This is a genomic window from Pseudomonas helleri, assembly GCF_001043025.1.
Classification (GTDB): Bacteria; Pseudomonadota; Gammaproteobacteria; order Pseudomonadales; family Pseudomonadaceae; genus Aquipseudomonas; species Aquipseudomonas helleri.
This window is the reverse complement of sequence record NZ_JYLD01000021.1, coordinates 56,118-74,815: the sequence shown is the minus strand read 5'-3', so window position 1 is coordinate 74,815 and position 18,698 is coordinate 56,118. Positions and strand designations below refer to the sequence as shown.

Sequence of the window (18,698 nt, the reverse complement as noted above, 5' to 3'; positions counted from 1 at the left end):
CAGAAGCCGATTATGGCTTCCTAGAATAGGCCTTATACATAGATGCAGCCGGGTGTCAGTGGGCAAAAGCGGGTTGACAGTGGGGGGCGAGTCCATACATAGGAGCGAGCTTGCCTCGCGATCTTTTGATCTTTTTAAAAGATCGCGAGGCAAGCTCGCTCCTACAGTTATTTCGTTAAACCTTATCGATATTCACGTGCCGGGTTTCTTTGAGGAACAGCATCCCCACCACGAAGCTGACGCCGGTGATGACGATCGGGTACCACAGCCCGTAGAAGATATCCCCGGTGTACACCACCAGCGCAAACGACACGGTCGGCAGGAATCCGCCAAACCAGCCGTTACCGATGTGGTAGGGCAGGGACATCGAGGTGTAGCGGATCCGCGTCGGGAACAGCTCAACCATCACCGCCGCGAGCGGGCCGTAGGTCATGGTGGCGATGAGCGTCAGCACCACCATTATCAACACCACCATTGGCTGGTTAACAGTGCTTGGGTCGGCCTTGGCCGGGTAGCCCGCGGCAGCCACGCTTTCGCGCAGGGCAGCTTCGTTAAAGCCGATGATCTTTTGCTCACCCACGGTCACCAGTACGTCGGCACCGGTCGGGGCAGACTGCGAGACGTAAGGCAGGCCTTGTTTGACCAGGAAGGTTTTGACCTTGTCGCACGGGCTGTCAAAACGCGCTTTACCCACAGGGTCGAACTGGAAGGTGCAGGTGGCCGGGTCAGCCGTGACCACAATCGGTGACTGGCGGCTGGCGGTGTCGATCTGCGGGTTGGCGTAATGGCTCAGGGCTTTGAACAGCGGGAAGTACAGCAGCGTGGCCAGCAACAGGCCGAGCATCAAAATCGGCTTGCGCCCGACTTTATCCGACAGCCAACCAAAGAAGATGAAGAACGGCGCGCCGATGACCACGCTGATAATCAGCAGCATGTTGGCCTGGGCCGGGTCCATCTTGAGCATTTGCGTGAGGAAGAACAGCACATAGAACTGCGCCGCGTAGAAGGTCACCGCCTGGCCTGCGTTGATGCCGAACAGGGCGATGAGGACGATTTTCAGGTTTTCCCATTTGCCGAACGATTCACGGATCGGCGATTTGCTGGTTTTACCTTCGGCCTTCATTTTTGCGAAGGCAGGCGACTCATGCATGCTCATGCGGATCCAGGTCGAGATGCCCAGCAGCACGATGGACAGCAGGAACGGCAAGCGCCAGCCCCACACTTCAAACTGATCGCCGGTGAGGTAGCGGCAGCTCAACACCACCAGCAGCGACAGCAACAGGCCCAAGGTGGCGGTGGACTGAATCCAGCTGGTGTTAAAACCACGCTTGCCGGGAGCGGCGTGTTCGGCCACATAGGTCGCCGCACCGCCATATTCGCCGCCCAGCGCCAGGCCCTGGAGCATGCGCAACAGCACCAGCATGATCGGCGCTGCAATGCCGATGCTGGTGTAGGTGGGTAGCAGGCCGACCGCAAAGGTCGACAAGCCCATCAGAACGATGGTCATGAGGAAGGTGTATTTTCGCCCGATCATGTCGCCCAGGCGGCCAAACACCAAGGCCCCGAACGGTCTCACCAAAAAGCCGGCGGCGAAGGCCATCAAGGCAAAAATAAACGCGGTGGTGTCGTTAACCCCTGAAAAGAACTGCTTGCTCAGGACGGTCGCCAGCGCGCCATACAAGAAAAAGTCATACCACTCGAACACCGTCCCGAGGGATGACGCGAAGATGATCTTTCGTTCTTCACGGCCAGTCGTCCCCTTGGCGGGGGCTGCTGCCGATTGTGCAATTGAGTCCGACATATTCAATGTCCTCGGCCCTGTGGGCCACAGTGATTATTGTTGTTGTCCACTGTCGGTTTCGGATGACTGCGACCGAAACCACGATCGCTGTCAGGCGACCGGTACTGCTGCAGTACGGCTGATACCTGCGTCTATCTCCAGTGCGTTAGAGGGGGTTGCGAGAATCAATTGCGCGGCCTTTTCGCCAATCATCAGCGTAGGCGAACAGGTATTACCCGAGACAATCGTCGGCATGATGGACGCGTCTGCGACCCGCAAGCCGGCGATGCCATGCACCCGCAGTTCGGCATCGACCACGGCTTCGGCGTCTTGCCCCATGCGGCAGGTGCCGACCGGGTGAAAGATCGTCGTGCCGATTTTGGCGGCTGCTTCGTGCAGTTCCTGTTCGGTTTGCAGGGCGGCGCCGGGCAGGTATTCCTCGGGGCTAAACGTGTGCAGGGCGGAGCTGGCGACGATGCGCCGGGTGAGACGGATCGCATCGGCGGCGACTTTCAGGTCGTCGGGATGGCTCAGGTAATTGGGATCGATCAAGGGTACGTCGTCCGGGTTGGCCGAGCGGATATCGACCCGGCCACGGCTTTTAGGCCGCAGGTTGCACACCGACGCGGTAAACGCCGGGAAGGTGTGCAGCGGCTCTCCAAAGCGCTCCAGCGATAACGGCTGGACGTGGTACTGCAAGTTAGCTGAGGGTTGATCCGGATCGGACTTAACGAAGGCGCCCAACTGACTTGGGGCCATGGCCAGCGGACCACTGCGGTCGTAGGCATAACGCAGGCCCATGCCGACTTTGCCCCACAAGCTGTTGGCCACTTGGTTGAGGGTGCGGGCGTTGCTCAGTTTGAAAATCAGGCGCAGTTGCAGGTGGTCTTGCAGGTTGCCGCCGACACCCGGCAGCTCGTGCTGCACGGTTATCCCCAGGTTCTCCAGCAATGGCCGCGGGCCGATGCCCGAGCGCTGCAAAATCCCCGGCGAACCAATCGAGCCCGCGCTCAAGATGATTTCGCGGCGTGCGCTAAAGGTGTGATCTGCGCCTTGCCAGCGGGCCTTCACCTGCGTGGCGCGGTGGTTCTCCAGCAGCACTTTATCGACCTGCACACCGGTCAGCACGGTCAGGTTGGGACGCTTGAGCACGGGGCGGATAAACGCTTTGGAGGCATTCCAGCGCACACCGGCGCGCTGGTTCACTTGAAAGTATCCACAGCCCTGATTGTCGCCGCCGTTGAAGTCATTGACGCTGGCGATGCCGTTTTGCGCAGCCGCGTCGCGGAAGGCATCCAGAATCGTCCAGGAATAACGCTGCTGCTCAACCCGCCACTCGCCCTCGGCGCCGTGCAGCGCGGAGTTCCCGGCATAGTGTTTTTCGCTGCGTTTGAACAGCGGCAGCACGTCTTGCCAGGCCCAGCCCTTATTGCCCATGGCTGCCCAGCGGTCGTAATCACCGGCCTGACCACGCATGTAGATCATGCCGTTGATCGAAGAACTGCCGCCCAACACCTTACCGCGCGGGTAACTCAGGCTGCGGCCTTGCAGCCCGGGCTGGGCTTCGGTTTTAAAACACCAGTCGGTGCGCGGGTTACCAATGCAATAAAGGTAACCCACAGGGATATGGATCCACGGGTAGTTGTCTTGCCCACCCGCTTCGAGCAGCAACACGTTGTGCTTGGGATCGGCAGACAGCCGATTCGCCAACACTGACCCCGCAGGCCCGGCGCCCACCACAATGTAGTCGTAGATCTGATTGGCTGATGGCATGTCGCACCTCGCCTGATTATTTTTTGTTCTTGTCGTTCTCCATCCTATTGATTAATTTCGAGTTGAAAACGCGTGATTTCACCCATGGCTTGTGCGTTTTTGCACAGCGCAAATGACCGGGCACGAGGGACGACGATGTTCGACTGGAATGACATGCGGTATTTTCTGGAGCTACAGCGCAGCGGGCGCCTGCTCACGGCTGCCAAGCGCCTCAATACCACCCACAGCACCGTGGCGCGGCACATTGAGCACATTGAGCAGCACCTGGGCACGGCGCTGTTTGTGCAGCATGCCCAAGGCTACCAACTGACCCCGGCCGGGCAGGCGTTGCTCAAACATGCCGAAGCGATGGAAAACGTCGCCCTGCTGGCCCAGGAAGAAATCACCCAGGCCATCACCCCATTGGGCAAAATCCGCCTGGGCGTGACCGAAGGCATCGGCATCATGTTCCTCACCTCACGCTTGCGCGGGCTGTTCGAACGCTACCCCGGGCTGGAAGTTGAACTGGTCGCGGTGCCGCGCTTTGTCAGCATCCTCAACCGCGAAGCGGAAATCAGCGTGCACCTCGACCGGCCCCACGCCGACCTGTTGATCACCCGCAAACTCACCGACTACCGCCTGGCGCTGTACGCCAGCCGCGACTACCTCGACAAAGCGCCAGCCCTGAACCACCGCGACGACCTGGCCAACCACTTCTGGATCGGCTACGTCGACGACCTGCTGTTCAGCGAAGAACTGCTGTTTATCAACCACTTCTGCCGCAACCCGACCGTGACCTTCCGCAGCACCAGCGTCATCGCCCAACAACAAGCCGCCCGCGCCGGGCTGGGCATCGCCGTACTGCCCAACTACATGGCCAGCCAAGACCCTGAATTGGTGCGCGTACTGCCCGAAGAGTCAGTGCAACGCAGCTACTGGATCAGCACCCGGCGCGAATTGCACAAATCAGTGAGGCTGCGGGTGGTGTGGGATTTTTTGCTGGAGCTGTGCAGGGAAGAGCAGGGGGTTTTGTTGGCGGATTAACCTCGCAATTAGGCAACTGCGCACAAGCCAGAGTGATGACCCAGTACCAGATCACCCCCGAGAGGTTCGAAATAACTCCATCGAACTTGAGGTATCTGCGACCCGATACCCCATCGCCCGATACCCACGTTGGCGCTTATCCCACATCCGCAACAGCGCAGGATGCCCTGCATCGATAAATTCGATGATGCGCACGTCTGATTTGCTCGCATGCTCCCGATGCAAACGCCCGGCGTATTGCTGTAATGTGCCTTTCCAAGAAATAGGCATTGCTAGCACCAAGGTATCCAAGGGTGGATGGTCAAATCCTTCACCTATGAGTTTGCCAGTGGCCAATAGCACGCGAGGGACATCCGGTGGCAGGGCGGCTAATTCATCTGTCAGCGCGATACGCTGCTTTTTCGATATACGCCCATGTAAGGTAAACAGGTTCTGTATACGACCCGCCAACGCTGCCTCTATGGCGCTCAGGTGATCGGTTCGTTCTGTCAGCACCAACACCTTACGGCCTTGGTTGAACGCTTTATCGACTTCAAGCGCAATCAGCTCTGTACGCTCAATATTCTCAGCCAGGTGCCGGAATACATCTTGAATACCAGCCCCCTCAGGCAGATTGATTTGAGCGGGCAACAGTCGGGTTTCAACCATCAAATCATCAGGCGCACTCGTTGCCCTGCTCGCGGTATGTCGAATCGGCCCGCACTGCATAAATATGATGGGATGCTGACCATCACGACGTTCTGGTGTGGCTGTTAGTCCAAGCACATATTTTGCCCGAACATGTTTCAAGATCGTCTCAAACGAAAATGCCGACAGGTGATGGCATTCATCAACGATGACCTGCCCATAGGATTTCACCTGATCGCTAACTTGCCCCAGCCTGGATAGCGACTGCATCACGGCGATATCAATAACACCCGTCGGTTTCACTTTACCGCCGCCGATGCTGCCTACGACCCCTTTACCCAGACCAAGGAACATCTGCAATCGCTCCTGCCATTGGCGTAGCAGATCAGTTCGATGCACAAGCACGAGCGTATTCACCCCACGGCGTGCAATCAATGCGGCTGCGGCTACGGTTTTGCCGAATGCTGTTGGGGCACACAGGATGCCCGTATCGTGCTCCAGTATTGCCGTTACTGCTGCCTCCTGATCCTCACGCAATGAGCCAGCGAAACTAAAATTGACGGTTTCCCCAGCAAAACGCTCATCCTGGATTACGACCGTAACCCCGTTATTCTTCAGGAGCTCGATTGCGGCGTCCAAGCAGCCCCGAGGTAGTGCGATGTGCTTGGGGTAGTTATCTGCACAACCAATGATCCGAGGTTTGTTCCAAACGGACATGCGCATCGCCTGCGCCTTGTAGAACTCTGGATTTTGAAACGCAGCCAATCGAATCAAACGATTGGCCAATGCTTGCGGAAGTTCAGACTTGTCAAAGTAAACCTGGTTTGCCAGCGTGACTGTCAAGGATATCGGCATTGAGCAAGACAATCTTTGTTGGCCGAGATTCTTCCAAGGCTGTTGCTCGTCTTCCAGCGCAACAAATGTGACATCCAGAGGGTGGGTATGCCCCGTCGCGCATACGATGGCTGGCTCGATATCTTCTATGTCCATTGGCTGGATACTGGCCAGAAACGCCCATTGATCGGGATACGCTCTCAACTCATCATCCACAAAGACGGTGCAGCCGTGTTGACGTGCATTCTTCTGCAGCGGCAGTGCAATCAGGTTGCCAAAACCACCCTTTGGCATCCTGTCTTGATTAGGGAAAAGCCGGTCATACGAACTCAGCTTTAGCTGTCGCGTTCGAACACAGGTATGACTAATGATCGCCGTCCCCAGTCGCCGGGCATCTTGAGCGGTGACAGCCCGCGCAAAAAATATCCAGGCATGAGCACCATTACCGGAGCGAGATATCTCCAAAGCCACCGGCACGCCCAGTTCTCGACACGATTGAACGAAGCTCAGTAAGTCTTCACGCCAGTCAGCTTCGTCAAAATCCACAGCCAAGAAAAAACATGTGTCATCTGCGAGCAATGGGTATACGCCTGCGACTATCTCGCCTGCCAGATGCCGATAAAGTACGTGGTCATCCACAGGAACTAATTGGCGATGGTTGCACTCAGCACACTTGATTTTCGGTTTCTGACAAACACCTGGACGCCATTCATTAGCACAGGCTGGCGAAAATCCGGTCTTCCCGGTTTTACTTTCCCAACGCAGAGGGAAGACATCAGTGCGACCTCGAAACAAACGCTTAAATAGTTCTAGCTTGTCTTGAGTTCGCAGGTACTGAGCAGGTATTTCAGTGACGGATAAAAGAATCGGGGACAAGACTTCAGTCTGTCGCCATTCAATATGGTGTGCCTCTAATAGAGCGACCAATCGAGCATTTTCAGCTTGCAGCTGCGCGAGGTAATCAGAACCCGTCATGAGACCTCTTTGCAAACACACGTATATGAAAATATCTAGGCATCAATCAATTATATTCATGGGAATACGTTAACTCTAAATCTGGTCATTTAAAACAGCCTTAAAAAATTCCTCTTACTAGAATGGCACTTGTCACCGCTCAGAGACAAGACACCTTTAATATTTTTCAGCATAAACTTTTCAACACGGACTGTATAATTCATACAAACACACCAAGATATTGCCTACACATTTTAAATAACAAGCTTACATCTACATCGGAATTACCCTGATATATATTGAGTGATAAAACATAAAAAGCTGCTAACGTTAGGTTATTCGTATTTATCAAGGTTCATCTACTACATAAACACCATACAAACTTTTAATATATTCATGTAAACACCCTAAACGGTTACCACCCAGCAAAAAACCTGAAATCTCTAGCCTACCGGCTAGCTAAAAGGAAAACCGTTTTCTGTAAGCCTCCCCCAATGAAGCCTATAATGCCGGGCTAGAATGAGGTCACACCCTATGGCAAGTGCAGATCAGCTCAAAGCCCTTCTGAAATCACATATCACCGGTGACGACAGCCACTTTTTCTCTGTCGCAATGCAGGTTGCAGCCCATGAGGCAAAGCTGGGCCATGGAAAACTTGCCGTGGAACTCAAAGCGCTCATTGACGCAGCTAAGAGCCGGCCGTCCTCCAAAATGGCTAGCAAGACTACCCCCATCAGCCAACCAAGGGGAGAGTTGTCCGAGTTGCTGCAAGCGTATTACCCGCAAGCTCGACTATCTGACATGATTCTGGACGAGCAGGTAGCCATGCGCCTGCATCGGATAATCAAAGAACAACAAAACCATACCAAAATCCGTGCCCATGGCTTGTCGCCAAGGCGTAAATTGCTGCTTGTTGGGCCACCCGGTACGGGCAAAACCCTAACAGCCTCAGCGTTGGCAGGCGAGTTAGGCATCCCGCTATTTGTCGTTCGCCTTGACGCCCTGATCACTAAGTACATGGGCGAGACCGCCGCTAAACTGCGTCAAGTCTTCGATGCAATCGCAGACGTTCGTGGCGTATATTTTTTCGACGAATTCGATGCCATTGGCTCACAACGTGGCTTGGCCAACGACGTCGGCGAAATACGTCGTGTGCTTAACAGCTTTTTGCAAATGCTTGAACAGGATCAATCTCACAGCCTGGTGATTGCGGCTACTAATCACCCTGAGATTCTGGATTACGCCTTGTTCCGCCGGTTTGATGACATGGTCCAGTACGGGCTACCCGAAGCAGAGCAAATTGTTGCGGTGCTGAAAAACCGCTTGGCCATCTTCAAACCCAAACGGTTATCGTGGTCGAAGCTGGCAGAGAAAGCCATGGGTTTGAGTTATGCCGATGTTGCGCGCGCAGCGGATGACACCATCAAAGATGCCATTATTCATGACCGGGCATCGATAACTGATTCTGATATTTTCCGGATGCTGGAAGAGCGCAGGCTCATCAATAAAAAACTACTAATGGATACTTAATTCAAAGAGCGGTACGCGATGATGGATCAACGCAAAGAAAACCTTCCGCACTTGTTTCCTAAAAATACCTCAACATCTGAACCCTACAAGTCACATAACATTAAAATCAAGCGCTCGCCTCTGCCTACTCGCGAACGAATCCAACATGGCAGCTCCCTTCGAGAACAGCTTAAGCAAATTCAACCTGTTGCTTTAGAGGCAAAAGAAGCTCAAATAGCGCTAGGTATCAAGGACGGCATAGGGCTTCGAATTCAATTTGAAAGCTTTACTGATGTCAAATTGGCTTTTGAGAGTTTGGCCAATAGCCGAAAAGGAATTGAGCTGCTCAATTACAAAGAGCAAGACGATAAAGGCTTTGCGACAGTTTTCGTTCCAGACGGAAAGCTCGATTTTTTTGAAAATATCATCATTGAATACTTGACTGATCGTCGGGGAAAGAAAGGGCAAAGCCTGGACCATAAAGCCCTTATTCATACAATTCAGTCTATCCACGTGGCTCAGCTTCAAGCAATTTGGACAGACGAGCCCTCCCTCTTTCCAACAGATGCAAACGAGGTAATTTGGTGGGAGGTATGGTTGCCCGTCAGAGACAACCGCGAAGCCGTCGTTGAAGGCTTTGTGCATATCGCTGAACGCCTGGGTATTCGAGTGCTGAGTGGAAGGCTTTACTTCCCAGAGCGAACAGTACTGATCATTCAAAGCTGCAAGGTCGTTCTGCAGCAGTCGGTTCTTGCCCTTAACAGCATTGCTGAACTGCGCAGGGCAAAAGAAACGGCAGCTTTTTTTGATTCGTTAACACCTAACGATCAGCACGAATGGACTGAAGAGTTGCTGGAAAGGACAACCTTCTCCACCTCCGACAATGCTCCACACATTTGCATCCTTGATACAGGCATAAACCATGGTCACCCCCTGCTTACTCCAGCACTTGCAGATTCAGACCTCCACACTATTGAACCCGATTGGGGGGTGGATGATCACCATGGACATGGAACCAGCATGGCAGGGCTATCGTTGTACGGCGATTTGACTACTACCTTGAGCTCAGCAGAACCTCTCTCGATTGAACATCGTCTTGAATCTGTAAAACTGCTACCAAGTGACGGAACCAACGCCGGAGACCCGAACAATTTTGGCTTCAATACCATTGAGGCTGTCAGTCGACCAGAAATTACGGCTCCTCTGCGGGCCCGACTCTTCAGTATGGCCGTAACCACTCTTGATGGCCGTGACAGAGGCCGCCCGTCATCATGGTCTTCAACACTTGATCGACTAGCCGCTGATGCAGATGGCCAAGGAGCCAGCCCACGTCTGTTTGTAGTCTCGGCAGGCAATATTCGAGGCCCGAGTGAATGGGTTAACTATCCAAGCAGCAATACCGTTATAGGGATTTGCGATCCTGCTCAGGCTTGGAACTCACTAACGGTCGGAGCGTATACAGACTTGGTAGCGCTTGCGCCGGGCCTTAGAACGGTTGCCGCTCAGGGAGGCCTGAGTCCATTCAGTACAACATCGCAGAACTGGATTAGTCATTACCCCCTAAAACCAGATGTACTCTTTGAGGGAGGGAATCTTCTCCATGATGAGCTCATGGGACCAGCCACTGCTGGGGAGTTGTCATTACTGACAACTCATAATCATCCCATTGATCGCAGCCTGACATTGGCGACAGCCACCAGCGCTGCGACCTCACTTTGCTCGAGGATGGCGGCTCAGTTAATGGCCACATACCCACAGCGATGGCCTGAAAGTATTCGGGCCTTGATTGTTCACTCAGCAGAGTGGACTGATGCGATGAAGCACATGTTTCTTCCACAACATCGAAATCCAACTAAACAAGATTACGAACGGTTGATCAGGCACTGTGGCTTCGGCGTGCCCAACTTTGAGCGGGCCAAGTGGAGCGCATCCAATTCGCTCACACTCATCGTTGAAGACACGCTCCAGCCCTTTCAGAAGCGGAAAGGGGAAGGTCTTTCTCCACGAGAAATGCATTTACACGAATTACCTTGGCCCAAAGATGAACTTGAAGCATTGGGCGCGACTGACGTTGAAATGACCGTTACGTTGTCTTACTTCATTGAACCCAATCCATCGGCCCGTGGGCGGTCTCGCTATCGATATGAGTCCCATGGTTTACGTTTTGACGTTAAACGCCCTACAGAAGATGTTCCGCGCTTCAGAGCCAGGGTAAATGCCGCAGCGCGTGAAGATAACAATGGAATATCAAGCCACGACTATGACCCCGCATGGACGTTAGGTACACAGAAACGCCACCGGGGATCGCTTCATCAAGACAGTTGGACAGGTACTGCCGCTGAGTTGGCCAGTCGCGGTTATCTTGCCGTTTACCCGTCATTAGGCTGGTGGAAGACCAGAGGGGCTTTGGAACGGTATGACAGTACTGCACGTTATGCGCTGATTATTTCGGTCAAAGTTCCGGGAGTTGATACTGATATCTATAGCGTTGTTGCTGAAAAAGTTGCGGCTAAACATACCATTGCGGTGTAGCTCAGCCTTGGACATCCACCCTTAAATACAAATAACAAAAAGCCCGCCCTGTTTCTCAACAGGGCGGGCTTTTTTATTGGCCTTGGGGATAAGTCTCTATCCCCTGCCATCACGCATCAGAAGTCCAGGTTGGACACGGCCAGTGCGTTGCTCTCGATGAAGTCTCGGCGGGGTTCTACCGCGTCGCCCATCAAGGTGTTGAAGATCTGATCGGCGCCGATCGCGTCTTCAATGGTGACTTTCAGCATGCGGCGCACGCTTGGGTCCATGGTGGTTTCCCAGAGTTGGTCCGGGTTCATTTCGCCCAGCCCTTTGTAGCGCTGGATGGTGTGGCGCTTGGTGCTTTCGGCCATCAGCCAGTCCAGGGCTTCTTTGAACTCGGTGACTTGTTTACGACGCTCGCCACGCTGGATGTAAGCACCGTCGTCGAGCAGGGTGCTCAATTGGGCGCCCAGGGTCACAACGGTTTTGTAGTCGTTGCTGCCGAAGAAGTCGCGGTTGAAGGTGATGAAGGTCGAGTGGCCGTGGGAGATCAGCTCGACTTCTGGCAACCAGACATTGCGCTCGCGGTCTTCACGCAGGCTGGCTTTGTACACCAGGCCAGACTTCTCAACCAGACGCAGACGCTCTTCGAACTTGGCCATCCAGGCTTGCATGGCAGCATGGTCGCCCAACTGCTCAAGGGTGACGGCCGGCAGGTAGATGAAGTGCTCGGTCAGCTCCTGTGGGTACAGGCGCGACAGACGCTTGAGGGTCTTCATAACCATGCGGAAGTCGTACACCAGACGCTCCAGCGCTTCACCGGAGATGCCTGGGGCGTCTTCGTTGAGGTGCAGGCTGGCGTCTTCAAGGGCCGACTGGGTCATGTATTCTTCCATGGCGTCGTCGTCTTTGATGTACTGCTCTTGCTTGCCCTTTTTCACTTTGTACAACGGCGGCTGGGCGATGTAGATGTAGCCACGCTCGATCAGCTCCGGCAACTGACGGAAGAAGAAGGTCAGCAGCAGGGTACGGATGTGCGAACCGTCGACGTCAGCATCGGTCATGATGATGATGTTGTGATAGCGAAGTTTGTCGATGTTGTACTCTTCACGACCAATGCCGCAGCCCAGTGCGGTGATCAAGGTGCCGACTTCTTGCGAAGAGATCATCTTGTCAAAACGGGCTTTCTCAACGTTGAGGATTTTACCCTTCAACGGCAGGATGGCTTGGGTGCGGCGGTTACGTCCCTGCTTGGCGGAGCCGCCAGCAGAGTCACCTTCCACGAGGTACAGCTCGGACAATGCCGGGTCTTTTTCCTGGCAGTCGGCCAGTTTGCCCGGCAAGCCTGCGATGTCCAGCGCGCCTTTGCGGCGGGTCATCTCACGGGCTTTACGCGCGGCTTCACGGGCACGCGCTGCGTCGATCATTTTGCCGACGATCAGCTTGGCTTCGTTCGGGTTTTCCAGCAGGAAGTCGGAGAAGAACTTGCCCATTTCCTGTTCAACTGCGGTCTTCACTTCAGAAGACACCAGCTTGTCTTTGGTCTGGGAGCTGAACTTGGGGTCCGGAACCTTCACCGAGATAATCGCGGTCAGGCCTTCACGGGCGTCATCACCGGTGGTGGCGACCTTGTGCTTCTTGGCCAGGCCTTCAGCTTCGATGTAGGTGTTGAGGTTACGCGTCAGGGCAGAGCGGAAGCCCACCAGGTGCGTACCGCCATCGCGCTGCGGAATGTTGTTGGTGAAGCACAACAGGTTCTCGTTGAAGCTGTCGTTCCACTGCAAGGCGACTTCTACACCAATGCCATCTTCACGCTGGACATTGAAGTGGAAGACCTGGTTAACCGTGGTTTTGTTGGTGTTCAGGTAGTCAACAAACGCACGCAGACCGCCTTCGTACTTGAACAGCTCTTCTTTGCCGGAGCGCTCGTCCTTGAGGACGATACCCACGCCAGAGTTCAGGAAGGACAGTTCACGAATACGCTTGGCCAGGATGTCCCAGCTGAAGTGAATGTTCTTGAAGGTCTCGGCAGACGGTTTGAAGTGAATCTGAGTACCGGTGGTGTCGCTTTCGCCAACGATGGCCATAGGTGCCTGAGGCACGCCGTGGACGTAGGTCTGTTCCCAAATCTTGCCGCTGCGACGTACTGTCAGTACCAGCAATTCGGACAGGGCGTTTACTACCGACACACCTACACCGTGCAAGCCGCCGGATACTTTGTAGGAGTTGTCATCGAACTTACCGCCGGCGTGCAGCACGGTCATGATGACCTCGGCCGCCGATACGCCTTCTTCTTTGTGCACATCAACCGGGATGCCGCGGCCGTTATCGCGCACGGTAATGGACTCATCCGGGTGGATGGTAATGGTGATGTCGTCGCAATGGCCAGCCAGCGCTTCGTCGATGGAGTTGTCGACGACTTCGAACACCATGTGGTGCAGGCCGCTGCCATCGTCAGTATCACCAATGTACATACCGGGACGTTTGCGTACGGCATCCAGGCCTTTCAGCACTTTAATGCTCGTTGAGTCGTACGTATTTTCTTCGCTCAATGCCTTCACTCCCGATGGTCGTGGGTCTGGGTGATACAGCCCTGTTCCACGTGGAACAGGGCAACTGGCGTTTCCGTCTGCCAGCCTTCCCTCATAAATTCGTGGTCTACACAGGTGATAAAAACCTGGCAGCGTAAGTCTTCCAACAAGCGACACAGTGCGTTGCGATGCTGCTCATCCAGTTCGGACGGCAAGTCATCCACCAGATAAATACATTGGCCACGCCGGGCCTGGCTCACCAAATGCCCTTGGGCAATGCGCAATGCACAGACCACTAACTTCTGCTGACCACGTGACAGGATGTCTGCCGCGTTATTGGCACCTAGCTTGAGGCGCAAGTCAGCTCGTTGTGGTCCGGCTTGGGTATGCCCCATTTGCTGGTCCCGGTGGACAGACGCAGCGAGTACAGCACTCAGCTCTCGGTCTTTGTCCCAGCCACGGTAATAACTCAGCGTTAAGCCTTCGAGTTCAAGCAACTCACTTAAGGTCTGCTCAAAGACAGGTTTCAAGGCCTTGATGTAAGCGCGGCGGTATTCATCAATTTCAGCACTGGCCAGACACAGTTCCCGGTCCCAGGCCGCTTGTGAAACGGCGTCGAGTGTACCATGCCGCAGCCATGAGTTCCGCTGCCGCAGGGCCTTCTGTAGCCGCTGCCAGGTCGACATAAAGCGCGGCTCCACATGGAACACCCCCCAGTCGAGAAACTGCCTACGGATCTTTGGGGCGCCTTCCAGTAGACGGAAGCTGTCAGGGTTGATCAATTGCAGGGGCAGGATCTCGGCCAGCTGCGCGGCACTGCGCGCATTTTGACCGTCGATCCGAATCTGGAACTCTCCATTACGGTCCCGCGAAATACCCAACGCACTGTGCCCGCCTTCGGCCAGTTCGACCTGGCCAAACACGGTGCAGCTTTGCAGTTCATGCTGAATGACCGGCGTTAGCCGGGTACTGCGAAACGAACGGGCAAGCCCCAGTAAATGGACTGCTTCCAGCACGCTGGTTTTTCCGCTGCCGTTGGCGCCATACAGGATATTGATGCGGGGGGAGGGGGAGAAGGTCACCGGGTGCAGGTTACGCACACCGGTGACAGAGACGCGACTAAGGGACATCTAGCGTGGGCTGTGCATAAGTTACAGGCGCATCGGCATAACAACGTAGGCCGAGTCGTCGTTGTCCGACTCTTGCACCAGGGCGCTGCTGTTGGAGTCCGACAGGATCAAACGCACTTGTTCAGTGGTCATCACGCCCAGCACGTCCAGCAGGTAGCTCACGTTGAAACCGATTTCGAGCGAGCCGCCGTTGTAATCAACGCCCACTTCTTCTTCCGCTTCTTCCTGCTCCGGGTTGTTGGCCTGGATCTTCAATTGGCCATTAGCCAGTTGCAGACGAATACCGCGGTACTTCTCGTTGGACAGAATGGCGGTACGGCTGAACGCTTCACGCAGGGCCTGACGGTCACCGATCACCACCTTGTCACCGCCTTTAGGCAGTACACGCTCGTAATCCGGGAACTTGCCGTCTACCAGCTTGGAGGTGAAGGTGAACTCGCCGGTGGTCGCACGGATGTGGTGTGCGCCCAACACGATGCTGACTTCACCGTCCGGTTCGGTCAGCAAACGCGCCATTTCAAGGATGCCTTTACGCGGCACGATCACTTGATGGCGGTCTGGCTGGCCGATATCGGCTTTCATCGAGCACATGGCCAGACGGTGACCGTCGGTAGCCACTGCGCGAATGATACCGGCCGAGACTTCCAGCAACATGCCGTTGAGGTAGTAACGAACGTCCTGCTGGGCCATGGCAAAGCTGGTGCGCTCGATCAGGCGGCGCAGCTTGCTTTGTTGCAGGCTGCAAGTCAGCGAGCCCGGGCCTTCTTCAACGGTCGGGAAGTCATTGGCAGGCAAGGTGGACAGGGTAAAGCGGCTACGGCCCGCTTTAACCACCAGTTTTTGATCGTCGAGCTTGATGTCGATCAGGGCGTCGTTGGGCAAGCTTTTGCAGATGTCCATCAGCTTGCGCGCAGGCACGGTGATCTCGCCGGGTTCAGCCGGCTCTTCGAGCTGAACGCGACCGACCAGTTCGACCTCAAGGTCGGTACCGGTCAGCGACAATTGCTGGCCTTCGACAACCAACAGCACGTTGGACAATACCGGCAAGGTCTGGCGGCGTTCTACAACGCCCGCGACCAGTTGCAGGGGTTTCAACAAGGCTTCGCGTTGAATGGTGAAATGCATGGTCTAGTCCCTTGCCTTAATAAGCTGCGTTGGTGTCATCAGGTTGTCAGGGTTCGCAGCAGGTTCTTGTAGTCCTCGCGGATGTCCGCGTCGGATTCCTTGAGTTCGTTGATCTTGCGGCATGCGTGCAAGACCGTGGTGTGGTCGCGGCCACCAAACACATCGCCGATTTCCGGCAGGCTGTGGTTGGTCAGCTCTTTGGACAGTGCCATGGCCACTTGGCGAGGGCGGGCCACCGAGCGTGAACGGCGCTTGGACAGCAAGTCCGAAATTTTGATCTTGTAGTACTCAGCCACAGTACGCTGAATGTTATCCACAGAGACCAGTTTGTCTTGCAGCGCCAGCAAGTCTTTGAGGGACTCGCGAATCAGCTCGATGGTGATGTCGCGGCCCATAAAGTGCGAGTGGGCAATAACCCGCTTGAGCGCGCCTTCGAGCTCACGCACGTTGGAACGAATGCGTTGGGCAATAAAGAAGGCAGCATCGTGAGGCAGGTCGACCTTGGCCTGGTCTGCCTTTTTCATCAAGATCGCGACGCGCGTTTCAAGCTCTGGTGGCTCAACGGCCACGGTCAAACCCCAGCCGAAGCGGGATTTGAGACGCTCTTCGAGCCCTTCGATCTCTTTAGGGTAGCGGTCGCTGGTCAGAATCACTTGCTGACCGCCTTCAAGCAAGGCGTTGAAGGTGTGGAAGAACTCTTCCTGAGAACGCTCTTTGCGTGCAAAGAATTGAATGTCATCGATGAGCAGGGCGTCGACCGAACGGTAGAAGCGCTTGAACTCATTGATAGCGTTGAGCTGCAGGGCCTTGACCATGTCGGCTACAAAACGCTCGGAATGCAGGTACACCACCTTGGCATTCGGGTTCTTCTTCAGCAGGTGGTTGCCCACCGCGTGCATCAAGTGCGTTTTACCCAGACCAACGCCGCCATAAAGGAAGAGCGGGTTGTAGCCATGCTTGGGGTTGTCGGCCACTTGCCACGCCGCCGCACGGGCCAGTTGGTTGGACTTGCCCTCGACGAAGTTCTCGAAGGTGAACGTGCGGTTCAGGTAGCTGGTGTGCTTGAGCGCGCCTTCAACCTGGACGGTGCGCTGTTCGGCACGGGCTGGCGCCTGTTGCGAACTGGCACCCGCCATCGGGTCGAAGCTGTCACGCGAAGGCTCTTCGCTCGCCTGGTCCGCCTGTTTAGGGGCGGGCGCCGGTGCGGGCGTGGCACTTGCCGGTGCGCTGGGTGCTGGCGCAGGCGCGGCTTGCTGTTGCGAAGCCGCTGCGGCCAATGGCGCATTCGGCGCAGCACGAGGTGCCGAGCTGCGTTTGCTGCCTATTAATAAGGACAGCGCAGGCGCCATGCCATTGCTGTGCTCGTTCAGCAGTTCAAGCAAACGGCTCAGGTACTTCTCGTTAACCCAGTCGAGCACAAAACGATTAGGCGCATACACGCGCAACTCGTCGCCTTCGGCTTCGACCTGTAGTGGACGGATCCAGGTGTTGAATTGCTGGGCAGGCAGCTCATCGCGCAAAAGCTCTACGCACTGCTGCCAAAGTTCCACTGACACGGATATCCCCTAAGTTGAAAGCCGGTGAGGCAAAAACAGGCGCCATTGTAGCGACCACTCGCCCACTTATCCACATGTAGGTTGCCTGCCTATAAGGAGAACGAGGTCTTTTTACTGTTAACAAAGCGACCAATGGTATGTGCATAAGGTCTGTGGATAAGCGGGTCTAAGCTCGTTGTACAAGTGGGGGTGAAACACTGTGCATAACTGGCCTGTGGATAAAGAGGCCTTTCGTACACAGCTTATCCGAGGTCGCAGCACAGGCAGAGCACGGCTTCTCGACAGTGTTGTCATTCTCTGTAGGCCATGATTTTTAAGGGCTGTATCGAGTTATCCACAGATAAGTGGCTCACTAAAGTTAATAACATCTTTAAAAAAGCTTTAAATACGCTGTCTTTTTATTTTTATGACTGGCTGAACAAATGCGTGTGCACAACCGTTGGTATCTATTTAGCCGTCAACGTTGGTTGGAAATTGACCTATGGGCCTGCATTCACTAGAATCGCCGGTCTCTTAAAACGGGGGCCATTCCGGCCCGTTGTGGACGAACCAGGTAGCACGACATGAAACGTACTTTCCAACCAAGCACTATCAAACGCGCCCGCACTCACGGTTTCCGTGCTCGCATGGCTACTAAAAACGGCCGTGCAGTCCTGTCGCGTCGCCGCGCCAAAGGCCGTGCGCGTCTGGCAGTTTGATAATCAGACAATGGTGGTGAGTCAGGACTTCAGTCGGGAAAAGCGGTTACTCACTCCCCGACACTTCAAGGCAGTCTTTGACTCCCCCACCGGCAAGGTTCCGGGGAAAAATCTCCTGCTCCTTGCGCGCAGCAACGATCTTGATCACCCCCGTTTGGGGTTAGTGATCGGGAAAAAGAGCGTAAAGCTCTCCGTTCAGCGCAATCGCCTTAAGCGTTTGATGCGTGAATCGTTTCGTCTCCACCAGGATCTACTGGTTGGTTGGGATATCGTTATCGTCGCGCGCAAAGGTTTGGGTGACGTAGAGAACCCCGAATTGATTCAGCATTTCGGCAAACTGTGGAAACGTCTGGCCCGTAACACGCCAGCTCCATCTGTTAAAACCGAAACTGTAGGGGTAGGCAGTCCTGATGCGTAAACTGGCGCTCGTTCCGATCCAGTTTTACCGTTATGCCATTAGTCCTTTGATGGCAAATCACTGCCGTTTCTACCCCAGTTGTTCCTGCTACGCGTTGGAAGCCATCGAAACTCATGGCGTTCTTCGCGGCGGCTGGCTGACCTTTCGTCGTTTAGGTCGCTGTCACCCGTGGAATCCCGGTGGTTACGACCCGGTTCCACCTATCCCTACCTCCCGTTCTTCTTGA

The 18,698-nt window shown here is 54.9% G+C and carries 13 protein-coding genes; 6 read left to right on the top strand and 7 right to left on the bottom strand.

Going from position 1 to position 18,698, the window contains the following annotated elements:
• Positions 1-175: 175 nt before the first annotated feature.
• A complete protein-coding gene (locus TU84_RS23885; protein WP_048373597.1) occupies positions 176-1,801 on the bottom strand; it encodes an MFS transporter in 1,626 nt (541 codons plus the stop codon).
• Between the two features lie 90 nt (positions 1,802-1,891).
• Positions 1,892-3,553, bottom strand: coding sequence for a GMC family oxidoreductase (locus tag TU84_RS23880; RefSeq protein WP_048373595.1), 1,662 nt, complete (start codon positions 3,551-3,553; stop codon positions 1,892-1,894).
• A 135-nt stretch (positions 3,554-3,688) separates the two neighbouring features.
• On the opposite strand from TU84_RS23880, the gene TU84_RS23875 reads away from it, so the two are divergent.
• Positions 3,689-4,576, top strand: a complete 888-nt coding sequence (locus tag TU84_RS23875; RefSeq protein ID WP_048373593.1) for a LysR family transcriptional regulator — start codon at positions 3,689-3,691, stop codon at positions 4,574-4,576.
• A gap of 51 nt (positions 4,577-4,627) precedes the next feature.
• Here the strand turns inward: TU84_RS23875 and TU84_RS23870 are convergent, their stop codons facing one another.
• Entirely contained in the window at positions 4,628-7,012 is a 2,385-nt protein-coding gene (locus tag TU84_RS23870; protein ID WP_048373591.1) for a TOTE conflict system archaeo-eukaryotic primase domain-containing protein, read from the bottom strand.
• A 513-nt stretch (positions 7,013-7,525) separates the two neighbouring features.
• Between TU84_RS23870 and TU84_RS23865 the strand changes: the two genes are divergently transcribed.
• On the top strand, positions 7,526-8,521 hold the full coding sequence (locus TU84_RS23865) for an AAA family ATPase (RefSeq protein ID WP_048373589.1): 996 nt from the start codon (positions 7,526-7,528) through the stop codon (positions 8,519-8,521).
• An 18-nt stretch (positions 8,522-8,539) separates the two neighbouring features.
• Entirely contained in the window at positions 8,540-11,032 is a 2,493-nt protein-coding gene (locus TU84_RS23860) for a S8 family peptidase (RefSeq protein ID WP_048373587.1), read from the top strand.
• A 116-nt stretch (positions 11,033-11,148) separates the two neighbouring features.
• Here the strand turns inward: TU84_RS23860 and gyrB are convergent, their stop codons facing one another.
• The 4 genes from gyrB to dnaA are packed head-to-tail and all read right to left on the bottom strand — an operon-like array spanning position 11,149 to position 17,356.
• Positions 11,149-13,566 carry a DNA topoisomerase (ATP-hydrolyzing) subunit B gene (gyrB, locus tag TU84_RS23855; RefSeq protein ID WP_048373585.1) on the bottom strand — a complete coding sequence of 806 codons (2,418 nt, stop codon included), beginning with the start codon at positions 13,564-13,566 and terminating at the stop codon, positions 11,149-11,151.
• 5 nt (positions 13,567-13,571) lie between these two features.
• A complete protein-coding gene (gene recF / locus TU84_RS23850) occupies positions 13,572-14,675 on the bottom strand; it encodes a DNA replication/repair protein RecF (RefSeq protein ID WP_048373583.1) in 1,104 nt (367 codons plus the stop codon).
• Between the two features lie 21 nt (positions 14,676-14,696).
• Positions 14,697-15,800, bottom strand: coding sequence for a DNA polymerase III subunit beta (gene dnaN, locus TU84_RS23845; RefSeq protein ID WP_048373581.1), 1,104 nt, complete (start codon positions 15,798-15,800; stop codon positions 14,697-14,699).
• Between the two features lie 38 nt (positions 15,801-15,838).
• Positions 15,839-17,356, bottom strand: a complete 1,518-nt coding sequence (dnaA, locus tag TU84_RS23840) for a chromosomal replication initiator protein DnaA (protein WP_048373579.1) — start codon at positions 17,354-17,356, stop codon at positions 15,839-15,841.
• 563 nt (positions 17,357-17,919) lie between these two features.
• Between dnaA and rpmH the strand changes: the two genes are divergently transcribed.
• Genes rpmH through yidD form a run of 3 tightly spaced genes read left to right on the top strand, consistent with a single transcriptional unit; the run spans position 17,920 to position 18,698 of the window.
• Positions 17,920-18,054, top strand: a complete 135-nt coding sequence (gene rpmH, locus TU84_RS25835) for a 50S ribosomal protein L34 (RefSeq protein ID WP_003213577.1) — start codon at positions 17,920-17,922, stop codon at positions 18,052-18,054.
• A gap of 16 nt (positions 18,055-18,070) precedes the next feature.
• A complete protein-coding gene (rnpA, locus tag TU84_RS23835; RefSeq protein WP_206540848.1) occupies positions 18,071-18,472 on the top strand; it encodes a ribonuclease P protein component in 402 nt (133 codons plus the stop codon).
• Positions 18,465-18,698 carry a membrane protein insertion efficiency factor YidD gene (yidD, locus tag TU84_RS25830; protein ID WP_082148803.1) on the top strand — a complete coding sequence of 78 codons (234 nt, stop codon included), beginning with the start codon at positions 18,465-18,467 and terminating at the stop codon, positions 18,696-18,698. The genes rnpA and yidD overlap by 8 nt, the downstream gene beginning before the upstream one ends.